Source organism: Nonomuraea sp. NPDC059007 (assembly GCF_042740555.1).
Taxonomy (GTDB): Bacteria; Actinomycetota; Actinomycetes; order Streptosporangiales; family Streptosporangiaceae; genus Nonomuraea.
In genome coordinates this window covers 190,419-203,254 of the sequence record NZ_JBHYJD010000010.1, presented here as the reverse complement: position 1 = coordinate 203,254, position 12,836 = coordinate 190,419, and the positions used below count along the sequence as shown (strand labels likewise).

The window sequence follows — 12,836 nt, the reverse complement described above, 5'->3', positions numbered from 1 at the left end:
GCTACGGCACCCCGCGAATCTTCCACACCAGGAGGGCGCCGGCGATGCCCACCGCGGCCGTGACCGTGTAGAGCGCCGGATAGCCGCCCAGCTGCGTGACCAGCGGCGCGGCCAGCACCGGCGCGAGCACCTGCGGCCCGGCCGAGGCCAGGTTGAGCACGCCGAGGTCCTTGCCCCGGTCGAGGTCGGTGGGCAGCACCTGCGTCAGCAGCGCCTGGTCCACGGCCAGGAACGCGCCGCTGCCCGCCCCGAGTATCACCGCCGCCACGATCACCGTCGGCCAGGACGTGGTGAACGCCAGCAGCACCCCCGCCGAGGCGGTCAGCAGCGCCGCCACGCTGACGATCGGGCGGCGCTTGCCTATCTTGTCCGACAGCCAGCCGGACAGCAGCGTGGGCCCGATGCCGGCCACCGTGGAGACCGCCAGCAGGATGAGCACGCCCTCGTCCACGCCGTGCCCGGGGAACAGCCGCTCGTAGCCGATCGCGTCACGCAGGTAGTAGAGCAGGTAGCCGGTGCCCATCGAGATCGACAGGTTCAGCAGGAAACGCGTCACCCACGCCCACGCGAAGTCGGGGTGGCGGCGCGGGCTCACCCAGAGCGTGCGCCAGTCGAAGCGCGCCTTGGCCGCGTCCGGCACCGGCCCCTCGCCGGTCCCGAGCGCGAACGGCAGCACGGTCACCAGCAGCAGCAACGCCATCGCCAGATAGGACGGCAGCACGCCGGTGACGACCAGCGCCACCACCAGCCCGCCCAGGAGCGGTCCCGCCGCCTGCGCCGCGCCCGCCACCGCCAGCACCCGGCCGCGCTGCCACTCCGGCACCCGGTCCGGCACCACCGCGACCGTCGAGGCGTACGTCGCGTTGAACGTGAGCTGCACCAGGCTCCAGCCGATCGTCATGCCCAGCACCGTCCGCTGGGTGCCGAGCAGCACCAGGGCCGCGGCGCCGGTCAGCGCGCCGAACATGATCCACGGGCGGCGCCGGCCGAAGCGGCCGCGCGTGCGGTCCGACAGCGCGCCGAACGCCACGTTCGACACCATCGACACCGCCGCCCCCACGGCGAACACCACCGCCAGCGACGCCTCCTTGTGGGCGTTGTCCACCTCCACCATGTGCTGGGGAAGCACGATCTGGATGAGCGTGAACCAGCCCATCATCAGCCCGAGCTGGGCCAGGGAGAGCCGTGCCGTCCAACCGCCGGAGACCTTTGCCGTTAACGCGGGTGAGCTCACGAGGAGTCCTCTCCGGTTCGGGGCGAGAGGGCCCTCATATTAGGTCTCGCCGGCGGGTGCCTCAAGATCTGCGGCCATGCCGATATAAGCCGGTCCGAGCTGGTGCGCCAGCCCCTCCGGCGGCGGGAACAACCGCAGCAGCAGATCGGGCGCGCCCGCCGCCCGCCGCTCCGGCCGCCCCAGGCTCGCGCCCGCCGCGTAGAAGTCGGCCAGCCGGTCGGCGAACGGCACGTCCGCCACCGCCAGCGGGTCGCCGCCCGCCCCGCCGTCATCGGCCAGCGACCCCAGCAACTGCTCTTTGGTACGGCCCCGCCACGCCAGCACCAGAAACGGGTCGTCGTCGAACGACTCGGCCAGCAGGTAGAGCACCGCCGACAGGTGCTTGCACGGAAACCCCCAGTCCGGGCACGAGCACTCCATGTCCAGATCGTGCGGGAACAGGTCGACGCCCATCGCGGCGAAGACCTCCTCGATCTCCGCCGGCATCTCCCCGGCCAGCAGCTTGGCCCGGTGCACCGCCTGCCCGGCGATCGCCGCCTCCAGCTCGGCCCACAGCGCCTCCGCGTACACCTCGACCCTGACCGCCACCTCGTACGGGTCCGGGCGCGAGCCCTGCACCCTGGCGCTCACCAGGCCCGCGGCCAGCTCCAGCGAGAGCACCTGGCCCTTGCGCGCGTAGGTGCGCCCGCGCGCCAGCCGCCCCTTGTCGCACACCCGCTCCAGGATGTCGACGAACCTGCGCGACCACCACGAGGCGCCGATCGTGCCGCGCTGGGTGCGCGCCTTGAGCCCGCCCTCGACCGTGATCGGCCGGCCGCCGTCGTACCATCCGTCCCTGCCGACCGGCATGCTCAGCTCACCGCCTCGGCGCCCAGGCGGAAGACCTCGCGCAGCTCCTGGGAGGACAGGTCGGTGAGCCAGTCCTCGCCGGTGCCGACCACCCGCTCCGCCAGCGCCTTCTTGCGCTCGATCATCTCGTCAACGCGCTCTTCGAGGGTGCCCGCGCAGATCAGCTTGCGCACCTGGACGTTCTTGCGCTGCCCGATGCGGAACGCCCGGTCGGTGGCCTGGTTCTCGACGGCCGGGTTCCACCAGCGGTCCACGTGGATGACGTGGCTTGCCGCGGTCAGGTTGAGGCCGACGCCCGCGGCCTTCAGCGAGAGCAGGAACACCATCGGCTCCGGGTCGTTCTGGAACCGGTCGACGAGCCGGTCACGCGCCTTCTTCGCCAGGCCGCCGTGCAGCCAGAGCACCGGGCGGTCCAGCCGGGCGGCCAGGTACGGCTGCAGCATCGTGCCGAACTCCGCGTACTGCGTGAAGACCAGCGCCTTCTCGCCCTCCGCCACGATCTCCTCGGTCAGCTCCTCCAGCCGGGCCAGCTTGCCCGAACGGCCCGTCAGCCGCGAACCGTCCTTCAGCAGGTGCGCCGGGTGGTTGCAGACCTGCTTGAGCTTGGCCATCGCGGCCAGCACCAGCCCGCGCCGCTCGATGCCCTCGCTGCCGTCGATCTTGCCCATCATGTCGTCGACCACCGCCTGGTACAGGGAGGCCTGCTCGGGGGTGAGCGAGCACCACTCCTTGACCTCCAGCTTCTCCGGCAGGTCGGTGATGATGGACCGGTCGGTCTTGAGTCGGCGCAGCACGAACGGCCCGGTGGCGCGTTTGAGCGCGAGCGTGGCCTGCTCGTCCTGGCGGGCCTCGATCGGCTCCTGGTAGCGGGACCTGAACCTGGAACGCGAGCCCAGCATCCCGGGATTGCAGAACTCCATGATCGACCAGAGCTCGGCCAGGTGGTTCTCCACCGGGGTGCCGGTCAGGGCGAGGCGGGTGCGGGTGGGGATCGCCCGTACGGCGCGGGCCTGCAGGGTGCCGCTGTTCTTGATCGCCTGGGCTTCGTCGCAGACGACGCGTTGCCAGGTGAAGCCCTTCAGGGTCTCCAGGTCGCGCTGGGCGGTGCCGTACGTGGTGATCACCAGATCGGCGCCCTCTGCCTGGGCGGCGTCACGTCCGCTGCCGTGGTGCACGTAGACCTTCAGGCCGGGCGCGAACCTGGCCGCCTCCCGCTGCCAGTTCCCGACCAGCGACATCGGGCACACGAGCAACGTCGGCGACGCCGGTACGGCCTGAGCCCTCTCGTGGGCCAGCAGCGCCAGCGTGGTGATCGTCTTGCCCAGGCCCATGTCGTCGGCCAGGACGCCGCCCAGCCCCAGCTCCGACAGGAAGCTCAGCCAGGCCAGCCCGCGCTCCTGGTAGGGCCGCAGGGTGGCGTCGATCCCGGCCGGGGTGGCCAGCGGGGTCAGCCGCCGCTCGGCCTGCCCCGACAGCAGATCGCCGAGGACACCGTCGGCGTCGATCTCCAGCAGGGGCAGCTCGTCGTCCTCGCCCTGAACGACGTTCCGCAGGATCTCGGCCGCGCTCAGCTCGCCGTCCCTGCGCCCCTCGACCGCCCGCAGGGCCGCCTTGAGCTGGCGCTCGTCCAGCTCCACCCACTGCCCGCGCACACGCACCAGCGGCACCTTGAGCCGGGCCAGCTCCGCCAGCTCCTCCTCACTGACGCTCTCGTCACCGACGGCCAGATCGATACGGAAGTCGACCAGCTCCCGCAACCCGAACCCCTGGCCGGTGGCCGCCTGCTGGCTCTTGGTCCGGGTGGTCAGCTTGAGCCCCAGCTTGGCCCGCCCGGCCCAGCGGGGCAGCTGCACCCCGAACCCGGCCGCCTGCAGCAGCGGCGCCGCCTGCCGCAGGAAGGTGAACGCGCCCGCGGTGTCGAGGACCAGCTCCCGCGGCTCGGCCACCCGGAGAGCGGGGTCGAGATCGGGATAGAGGCGTACCGCCCTGCCCAGCCCGGTCAGGAGCTCCCGCTCGGGCCGCGAAGGCAACCCCGGCAGCGGCTCACCCCGCCAGATCCGGTCGGCGGGGACGTACAGGCTCGGATCGTCCACGGCCTGCAACGCCAGCTCCACCCGCCACCCGTCGTCACTCCCGGACCCCGCACTCCCGGACCCCGCACTCCCGGACCCCGCACTCCCGGACCCCGCACTCCCGGACCCCGCACTCCCGGACCCCGCGTCACCGGCATCGGCGTCCGCCGAGGGCTCGACCAGGCGGAAGCTGACGCGCGCCGAACTGTCGGCCGCCGCCACCGCGTCATACCACCCGGTCAGCGCCTCCCGCAGCTCCGGCACGTCCGGGCAGGAGGCGCCGGGCCCGGTGAGCGCGGCCAGCCAGCGGTCCCTGAGCGTGCGGGGCCGCGCCACCAGCGGCTCGTGGACCTTGGCCCTGACGTGGGCGTCGGCGAAGTGGTCGAGCGCCGCGCGCAGCACCCCGGCCGAGGCCCGCTCCACGTCTCCGGTACGGCAGGCGGGCGGCATCGCCAGGGCCAGCTCCCGGAACCGCGCGGCGTCCTGCCCGGTCAGCACCACCCGCCACCGAGCCAGCGCCGTGTCCTGCGGGACGGCCCACATGGCCAGCCCCTCGTCCGCGTCCGCCTCAACCGCGTCCCCCCCATCCGCGGATCCCGGGTGCTCGGCGGACGGCAGGAGCTGGGGCAGGACACGGCCGCGCCGTACGAGATCGCGGGCGAGCTCCGCCACGACGCCCCAGAACCGCACCGTCGCCCCGCCGGAGCCGAGCAGGTCGAGGCAGCGTCCGGCCTCCGGCACCACGACCGGTACCCGCCAGACGCGCGCCCGCGCTCGCACCCCGTCGCCCAGAAGCCCGGTCTCCGGCGACGGCACCGGGGCGGCGGCCGAGCCCGGCAGCACCATCTCCATCACGCGGTGCCCGCCGCCGGACAGCCCGAGATGGGCGGCCAGCTCCTCATGCCCGGCGGCGAACGGATGAGGCCGCGGCCAGGCACCACGCGACACGGCTCCGACCGCCTCGGTGTCCTCCGCCCAGAAGGCGAGCCCGCCACCCGCCCACACTCCATGCACCACCAGCACCCCGGCAGGCTACCGCCGGACACCGACAGCACGCCGCCGTTGGGGTGACGCTTACCGGATGGAGGCTCGCGGCGGCGGCGGGGCCCGACGTACGCTGACGGTATGACCGGATCCTGGTGCGAACGCCCCAAACCGCCGGCGCCGCCGTGCGAACTGCCCTCGCCGTTCGCCGCGCCGGACAAGCCGGGTGGCTGGTGTGAGGTGCCCAAGTCGTCCGACGCCGTGGCGGTGGTCGGGTTCCTGCTGAGGCTCGCCCGGCGCTGACCACATCGTGGCCGGGGCTTTGCCGTTGATCTCGACCCGTGCGGTTAGAACCACGGGTGAGAGCACGGGAAGGCAGGGCCGATGGAGGAGCACGAGGAATACGTCGAGGGAGTGACCGCAGGTTACGTCGGCGCGCACGAGGCCGTCGTGGGCACGCCCGTGGACCCGACCTCGATCAACGTGCCGCAGACCCGGGCGGGTGCGGCGGAGAACGCCGAGGCCGCCGAAGCGGCGCGCAAGGCGCGCGGCGTGTTCGTCGCGGCCGACAACACGCACGGGGACGTCACGGACGTGCGCGCGGAGGAAGAGCTCGCCGCGATCCGTGAGCACGCCGAGGAGAAGGACCCGCTTCTCGCCGCCCGCGACGCCATGCGCGAGGACCTGCGCGGGGAACAGCCGTGATAGAGCGCCTCCCGGCTGGGTAGGCGCCTTTCTCGTCGGAGGAGGCGGCGGCACACGCCGCGGGCGCCTTCCATCCGTGCCGACGTGGTGAAGGAGGGGCCCGGAGATGACCGAGGCAGATCCCGGGATGGACCGGGACCGCAGCGCGGGAGACGTGGGCGCGCACCGGGCCACGGTGGGTACCCCGGCCGGTGCGAAGCCCGATGAGACGACCGGAACGAGAGACAAGGCAGGCGACGCGATGGCGACGGCTAAGGATAAAGCAGGCGACATGGCCGACACGGCCAAGGAGAAGGCGGGCGAGGTCGCCGCGACGGCCAAGGACACGGCCGCGACGGCCAAGGACAAGGCGGGCGAGCTGGCAGCCACGGCGAAGGACAAGGCGGGCGAGATGGCGGTGGCCGCCAAGGACACGGCCGCGGCCGCGACGGACAAGGCCGGGGAGGTGGCCGACGCCGCCGCCACGGAGGCGAAGAAGCGCCCCATCCTGGTGATGGCCGCCGTGGGCACCATCGTCGCCCTCGTCGTGCGCCGCCTGCTCAAGCGCAGGCGCTGAACGCGCCGCCGTACCCCCGGGGAGGGAACGATACGCTGCGGCAGGTGAAGAGGACATGGGCCGCGGCGGTCCTGCTGGCCGTCGCGGCGGCGGGATGCGGCGCGGGTTCGGCGGTCAGCGACTACGGCACCGTCGTGAAGGGCGCCAAGGGCCGGACGACCCCGGTCGAGGTGAGCCAGGGCGATCGTTTCTCGCTGGTCGTCGCCGACAACCCGTCGGTCGGCGACAACTGGTCGCTGGTCGAGGTGCCGGACGCGACGGTGGCCTCGTTCATCAGCGAGGAGCATGAGAGCGACGGCGACGCCCCGGGCAGCGGCGGCACCGGCTACTTCGTCTTCAACGCCAAGCGGCCGGGCACGACGGAGGTCAAGCTGTACAACTGCTGGCGCTGCGGGGCGGAGAAGACGCCGACGGCCCCGGACAGCGTCAGGGAGTCCGGAACCGCGATCTTCACCATCACCGTCAAGTGATCACGACAGAGTGTCTTGAAACCTGACGCGCGGTCGTAGAGGCTTCACCCCATGGATTTCCTTCGGGTGCGCGCCTCGACCGACGGCGCCGAGACGATCTCGTGGTGGACCGGCGACGTGTACGGCTGGCAGGACGACGACGGCCCGCACCACCTGTTCGGGTTCGAAGGCCTCAACGTGGCGCGCGTGGCCGAGGCCGACGGCGCCTGGCAGCTCCTGACCCGCGAGGCCGCCGCCTATCTCGACCCGAAGTCCCGCGAGATCCTCCAGACCTGGGACAACCCGTTCACCGGCCGGAAGGTCGAGGTCCAGCACGTCTTCAACGACCCGGTCAACCAGCGCCTGGGCGCGTACCCGGTCCCGCGGACAAGGATCGGCGACCAGGTCATCTTCAATGTGGACATCCGTCTCGCCTACCCCTCGCCCCTCAAAGTCGCGGAATTTCCGGAAAATTCGGCAAACGATACCTATCGTGCCCTCGAGCTCTTCCAGTTCTTCGCGAAGGCCGAGGACGTGGAGAGCGACATCCAGAACGTGCCCAGCTTCTTCTCCTGGAGCCGCGTCTCGCCGTGGCTGCCCTGGATGGCGATGGGTCAGCGCCCCGGCGGCCTCGTCTACCACGTCAGGGGCGGCAAGGTCGCCGAGGCCCCCGAGCGGCTGGCCGCGCACGTCGGCGAGCACTTCCTGCACGCGCCCCAGGAGTGGGGCGGCCCCAACGTGAGCAGCTGGTCGGCGTTCGCGGCTAAAGTCGGCGGGTGAGCACCGACCTGTTCTGCGAGATCATCGCGGGGGAACGGCCCGCCTTCACGGTCTTCTCCGACGAGGTGGCCGTCGGCTTCCTCGACACGAGGCCGGTCTTCAAGGGCCATGTCCTGCTGGTGCCGCGCCGTCACGTGGAGACGCTGGCCGACCTCACCGGCGTCGGCCCGTTCTTCGAACGCGTCCAGGCAGCCGCCCGCGCGGTGGAGGAGGGCCTGCGGGCGGCGGGCACGTTCGTCGCGATGAACAACCGGATCAGCCAGAGCGTCGCCCACCTGCACGTGCACATCGTGCCGCGCCAGAAGAAGGACGGGCTGCGCGGCTTCTTCTGGCCGCGCACCAAGTACGCCGACGACGCCGAGGCCGAGTCCTACGCCGAGCTGATCAGGAAGTCATGGAACTCGCCGTCGGCCTGATCCTGGCGGTGGTGCTGGTCGGCGTCCCGGCCGTGGTGCTGTGGCGGGTCCTGCGCGGCCGGCGCGAGCTGGGGACCGGGCCGGCCGAGCGGGCCACGTTCGAGACGCTGCACACCGCCTCGCTGGCCGCGCCGCCGCTGCGCGCCGGGCTGACCGCCGAGGGCGCGCAGAAGGCCTCGCGCCACCTGCGCGAGCTGCTCGGCTCGCCGGCGCTGGCGATCACGGACGGCGAGCGGCTGCTGGTGTACGACGGCATCGGCGACCACCACGCCGCCGACGCCCTGGACCACGCGGCGGCGACCCTGCGCGACGGCCGTACCCAGGTGCTGTCGATCCCGTGCGAGCTGCTCGAATGCCCGATCAGGCACGCGGTCGTGGTGCCGCTGACCACCGACGACCGCATCGTCGGCTCGCTGGCCGCCTACGGCCCAACCGCCTCCGCCGGGCTGGTGCGCGCGGCCCAGGAGACGGCCGGCTGGGTCGACTCCCAGCTGGAACTGGCCGAGCTCGACCGCTCCCGCACCCGCCTGATGGAGGCCGAGGTACGGGCGCTGCGCGCGCAGATCTCCCCCCACTTCATCTACAACTCGCTGACCACGATCGCCTCGTTCGTCCGCACCGACCCGGAGCGCGCCCGCGAGCTGCTGCTGGAGTTCGCCGACTTCACCCGCTACTCCTTCCGCCGCCACGGCGACTTCACCACGCTGGCCGAGGAACTGCGCTCCATCGACCGCTACCTGATCCTGGAACGCGCCCGCTTCGGCGACCAGCTCCAGGTCACGCTCAGGATCGCGCCGGAGGTGCTGCCGGTCGCGGTGCCGTTCCTCTGCCTGCAGCCGCTCGTGGAGAACGCGGTACGGCACGGCCTGGAGAGCAAGAACGGCGTCGGCCGGATCACCATCGTCGCCGAGGACGCCGGGGCCGAGTGCCGCATCAGCGTCGAGGACGACGGTCTCGGCATGGACCCCGACCGGCTCCGGCTCATCCTGGCCGGAGAGGTGGTCAGCGCGGGCGGCGTGGGCCTGGCCAACGTCGACGAGCGCCTGCGCCAGGTCTACGGTGATGAGTACGGCCTGGTCGTGGAGACCGGCAAGGGCGCCGGGACCAAGGTCAACGTGCGCGTGCCGAAGTACCACCCGGGGGTCTCGGCCCGCTAGTGACCTGTGACCTGCGCGTGACGGGCTTGACGCCTCTTGTCGCTTTTATCACTGTCAAGGGATCGGAAGGAGTGTTGCGTGGCTGGCTTGCGCGTCCTGGCGGTCGACGATGAACTTCCGGCTCTGGAGGACCTGTCCTACCTGCTGCGCGCCGACCCGCGGATCGACGAGGTGCTGACCGCCCGCGACGGCGCCGCGGCGCTGCGGCAGCTCGACCGCGGCATCGCCGAGGGCCGCCCGGTCGACGCGGTCTTCCTCGACATCAGGATGCGCGGGCTCGACGGCGTGGTGCTGGGCCGCCTGCTGGCGCAGTTCGCCAACCCGCCCCGGGTGGTGTTCGTGACCGCCTACGAGGAGCACGCGGTCGACGCGTTCGAGATCAAGGCCGAGGACTACCTGCTCAAGCCGGTACGCCCGGAACGCCTGGCCGAGGCGATCCGCAGGGTGGCCCTGTCCTCCGACGTGGCGCCGGACGGCGAGGACGCCGACACGATCCCGGTCGAGCTGGGCGGGGTGACGCGCTTCGTCTCCTCCGCCGATGTCGTGTACGTGGAGGCGCAGGGCGACTACGCTCGCCTGCACACCCAGACGGGCACCCACCTGGTCCGCATCCCCCTCAACACGCTGGAGGAACGCTGGGCCGCCGCCGGGTTCGTCCGGGTCCACCGCAGCCACCTGGTCGCGGTCAAGCACATCGAGGAGCTGCACATCGACTCGGGCAGGTGCACGGTGACCGTGGGCAGCACCGAGATCCCGGTCAGCCGCCGCCACACCCGCGAGCTGCGCGACCTCCTCGTCAGAAGAGCCAAACGATGAGCAACCGCCGCGTCGCCGTCACCAGCCCCCGCACCGCCGCCGCCCGCCGCCGCCGCTACCCGGCCACGCGCGAGATCGACGAGCAGACCGTGGTCGGCGAGGTCTACATGCGCTCCCTGCTGCGCACCCAGTTCCGCCTGGCGTTGTTCGTCTGCACCGTGCTGGCCTGCGTGATCGGCGGGCTGCCGCTGCTGTTCCTGCTCCTGCCGGACGTGCGCGGCCTGCACCTGCTCGGCGTGCCACTGCCGTGGGCGGTGCTCGCCTGCCTCATCTATCCCGCCTTCGTGGTGGGAGCCTGGCTCTACGTACGGCAGGCCGAACGCAACGAACGCCACTTCGCCGACCTGGTCGAGCGCAAATGAGTTTGACCGCGGTCGTGGTCGTCGTGGTGGCCGCGGTGCTCATCGGCGCGTTCGGCATCCGGTTCTCCCGCACCACCTCCGACTTCTACGTCGCCTCCCGCACGGTCAGCCCGCTCTGGAACGCCTCGGCCATCGGCGGCGAGTACCTGTCGGCCGCCTCCTTCCTCGGCATCGCCGGCCTCATCCTCACCTACGGCATCGACATGCTCTGGCTGCCGGTCGGCTGGACCGGCGGCTACCTGGTGCTGCTCGTGCTCGTCTCGGCCCCGCTGCGGCGCTCCGGCGCGTACACGCTGCCCGACTTCGCCGAGGCCAGGCTGGAGTCGATGGCCGTGCGCCGTACGGCCAGCGTGCTCGTGGTGCTGATCGGCTGGCTCTACCTGATGCCGCAGTTCCAGAGCGCCGGGCTGGTGCTGCGCACGATCACCGGGGCGCCGATCTGGGTCGGCGGGCTGCTGGTGGCGGTCGTGGTGGCGGTCAACGTGTTGTCGGGCGGGATGCGCTCGATCACGTTCGTGCAGGCCTTCCAGTACTGGCTGAAGCTGACCGCGCTGGCGGTGCCGCTGGTGTTCCTGCTGCTGGCCTGGAAGCGTGACGGCGCGCCCGGCCTGAGCGCGGCCGACGCGGCCACCTGGCAGATGCCGCTGAGCAGCGGCAAGGAGTACGGGCTGTACTCCACGTACTCGCTGATCCTGGCGACGTTCCTGGGCACGATGGGGCTGCCGCACGTGCTGGTGCGCTTCTACACCAATCCGGACGGGCGGGCGGCGCGCCGTACGACGCTCGTGGTGCTGACGCTGCTCGGCGCCTTCTACCTGCTGCCCGCCGCCTACGGCTGGCTGGGCCGGCTCTACACCCCCGACCTGGCCCGCACCGACGCGGTCGTGCTCACGCTGCCCGGCACGATGGTCGGCGGCACGCTCGGGGACCTGCTGACCGCGCTGGTGACGGCGGGGGCGTTCGCGGCGTTCCTGTCCACCTCGTCGGGGCTGACCGTGTCGGTGGCCGGGGTGATCGCGCAGGATCTGCTGGGCGGCGGCGTGCGCTCGTTCAGGATCGCCACGCTGATGGCCGTGGCGGTGCCGCTGGCGCTGGCGTTGTGGGCGCGCTCGCTGCCCGTGGCCGACGTGGTGGGGCTGGCCTTCGCGGTGGCGGCCTCCTCGTTCTGCCCGCTGCTCGTGCTCGGCATCTGGTGGCGGCGCCTGACCACGACGGGCGCGCTCGCCGGGCTGTTCGCCGGGGGCGGGCTGGCCTGCTGCGCGGTGCTGGCCACGATCATCGGCGGGCCGTACGACGGGGTCGTCAACGCGCTGCTGGCGCAGCCGGCGGCGTGGACGGTGCCGATCGCGTTCACCGTGATGGTGGCGGTGTCGTTCCTGACCCCGCACCGGGTGCCGCCGGGCGTGGCCAGGACGATGGTACGCCTGCACACGCCCGAGGACCTCGACCTGGACCGCGGCGACTGGCGGCCCAAAGGCTAGGGGGCGCGCTCGCCGGATCCGCGGACGACCAGCTCCACCGGTACGGTCACCCGGCGCGGCCGTCCGGACGGGTCCAGCAGGAGGCCGACCGCGCTGCGGGCGATGCGGTCGATGTCGTAGCGGACCACGCTCACGCCGGGGTTGAACACCTCCGCCAGCGCGAAGTCATCGAAACCCACGTAGGCGGGGCGTTCCGGGCGCTCGCGCAGGGCCTGCAGGATGCCGATCGCGGCCCGGTTGTTGGTGGCGAAGAACGCGGTGGGCGGGTCGGCCAGGTCGAGCAGCCGGGCGACCTCCTGCGAGACGCGCCACGGGTCGAAGACGCCGTGCACGACGAGGCGCTCGTCCGGCGCGCCGAGCGCCTCCCGGTAGCCGGTTGCCCGGTCGCGCACCGAGCTCAGCCGTACGTCGTCGGAGATCAGCGCGATCCTTCGATGGCCGTGCGCGAGCAGGTGCCCGGTGGCCAGGCGGCCGCCCCTCAGGTCGTCGAGCAGGACCACGTCGCTGTCCTGGCCGGGCGGCAGCCGGTCCACGAAGACCGTGGTCAGGCCGGTGTGCCTGGCCAGCCACGCGTGGTCGCCCGACGACGGGACGACGATGAGGGAGTCGACGCCGCGGGCGTACATGGACTCGACCAGCATGCGCTCGCGCTCGGGCCGCTCCTCGTAGGAGCCGAACACGACCAGCGCCTCGTGCTCGGCGGCGGCCGCCTCGACCGCCTTGGCCAGGCGCGAGTAGAACTCGTTGGAGATGTTCTCCATCACCAGCCCGATGGTCAGCATCGTGGCGCCCCTGGCCAGCCGGGCCGCCGCCTCGTTGCGGCGGAAGCCGAGCGCGCTGATCGCGGCGCCCACTTTTAGCTGGACCTCGGTGCTGACGTGCGGCTCCCGGTTGACCACCCGGGAGACCGTTTTCAGGCTGACCCCCGCGTACCTGGCCACGTCGGCCATGGTCGGCTTGCGCGCTGTCATACTC

Annotated in this window: 14 protein-coding genes; 10 read left to right on the top strand and 4 right to left on the bottom strand. The window is 72.2% G+C overall.

The genetic code is table 11. The features are described 5' to 3' along the window. Position 1: 1 nt before the first annotated feature. The 3 genes from ACFWY5_RS19145 to ACFWY5_RS19135 are packed head-to-tail and all read right to left on the bottom strand — an operon-like array spanning position 2 to position 5,178. On the bottom strand, positions 2–1,234 hold the full coding sequence (locus tag ACFWY5_RS19145) for an MFS transporter (RefSeq protein WP_379633340.1): 1,233 nt from the start codon (positions 1,232–1,234) through the stop codon (positions 2–4). 39 nt (positions 1,235–1,273) lie between these two features. Further along, positions 1,274–2,083, bottom strand: a complete 810-nt coding sequence (locus ACFWY5_RS19140; protein WP_379633338.1) for an SWIM zinc finger family protein — start codon at positions 2,081–2,083, stop codon at positions 1,274–1,276. Positions 2,084–2,085: 2 nt separating this feature from the next. After that, positions 2,086–5,178 carry a DEAD/DEAH box helicase gene (locus tag ACFWY5_RS19135; RefSeq protein ID WP_379633336.1) on the bottom strand — a complete coding sequence of 1,031 codons (3,093 nt, stop codon included), beginning with the start codon at positions 5,176–5,178 and terminating at the stop codon, positions 2,086–2,088. Positions 5,179–5,280: 102 nt separating this feature from the next. Between ACFWY5_RS19135 and ACFWY5_RS19130 the strand changes: the two genes are divergently transcribed. From ACFWY5_RS19130 to ACFWY5_RS19085, 10 genes are all read left to right on the top strand, one after another. Beyond that, on the top strand, positions 5,281–5,442 hold the full coding sequence (locus ACFWY5_RS19130) for a hypothetical protein (protein ID WP_379613312.1): 162 nt from the start codon (positions 5,281–5,283) through the stop codon (positions 5,440–5,442). A gap of 81 nt (positions 5,443–5,523) precedes the next feature. Beyond that, a complete protein-coding gene (locus ACFWY5_RS19125; protein WP_379613311.1) occupies positions 5,524–5,844 on the top strand; it encodes a hypothetical protein in 321 nt (106 codons plus the stop codon). A gap of 106 nt (positions 5,845–5,950) precedes the next feature. Further along, positions 5,951–6,400 carry a hypothetical protein gene (locus ACFWY5_RS19120; protein ID WP_379633334.1) on the top strand — a complete coding sequence of 150 codons (450 nt, stop codon included), beginning with the start codon at positions 5,951–5,953 and terminating at the stop codon, positions 6,398–6,400. A 44-nt stretch (positions 6,401–6,444) separates the two neighbouring features. Then, positions 6,445–6,870, top strand: a complete 426-nt coding sequence (locus ACFWY5_RS19115) for a protease inhibitor I42 family protein (RefSeq protein ID WP_379613309.1) — start codon at positions 6,445–6,447, stop codon at positions 6,868–6,870. Positions 6,871–6,921: 51 nt separating this feature from the next. Continuing rightward, positions 6,922–7,629 (top strand): DUF1838 family protein, encoded by a 708-nt coding sequence (locus ACFWY5_RS19110; protein WP_379633332.1) that lies wholly within the window; start codon positions 6,922–6,924, stop codon positions 7,627–7,629. Next, the gene (locus ACFWY5_RS19105) at positions 7,626–8,045 is read left to right on the top strand and encodes an HIT family protein (protein ID WP_379633330.1); all 420 of its coding nucleotides are present in this window, start codon (positions 7,626–7,628) and stop codon (positions 8,043–8,045) included. The genes ACFWY5_RS19110 and ACFWY5_RS19105 overlap by 4 nt, the downstream gene beginning before the upstream one ends. Further along, positions 8,024–9,202: a sensor histidine kinase gene (locus tag ACFWY5_RS19100; protein ID WP_379633328.1), complete on the top strand. Its 1,179-nt coding sequence runs from the start codon at positions 8,024–8,026 to the stop codon at positions 9,200–9,202. Before ACFWY5_RS19105 ends, ACFWY5_RS19100 begins: the two co-directional genes overlap by 22 nt. Before the next feature lie 78 nt (positions 9,203–9,280). Continuing rightward, positions 9,281–10,018: a LytR/AlgR family response regulator transcription factor gene (locus ACFWY5_RS19095; RefSeq protein ID WP_379613305.1), complete on the top strand. Its 738-nt coding sequence runs from the start codon at positions 9,281–9,283 to the stop codon at positions 10,016–10,018. After that, the gene (locus ACFWY5_RS19090; protein ID WP_379613304.1) at positions 10,015–10,380 is read left to right on the top strand and encodes a hypothetical protein; all 366 of its coding nucleotides are present in this window, start codon (positions 10,015–10,017) and stop codon (positions 10,378–10,380) included. The genes ACFWY5_RS19095 and ACFWY5_RS19090 overlap by 4 nt, the downstream gene beginning before the upstream one ends. After that, positions 10,377–11,861, top strand: coding sequence for a cation acetate symporter (locus tag ACFWY5_RS19085; RefSeq protein ID WP_379613303.1), 1,485 nt, complete (start codon positions 10,377–10,379; stop codon positions 11,859–11,861). The genes ACFWY5_RS19090 and ACFWY5_RS19085 overlap by 4 nt, the downstream gene beginning before the upstream one ends. Here ACFWY5_RS19085 and ACFWY5_RS19080 read toward each other — a convergent pair. Then, complete coding sequence (locus ACFWY5_RS19080) at positions 11,858–12,832, bottom strand: LacI family DNA-binding transcriptional regulator (protein WP_379633326.1); 975 nt, start codon at positions 12,830–12,832, stop codon at positions 11,858–11,860. The genes ACFWY5_RS19085 and ACFWY5_RS19080 overlap by 4 nt on opposite strands. Between the last annotated feature and the right edge of the window lie 4 nt (positions 12,833–12,836).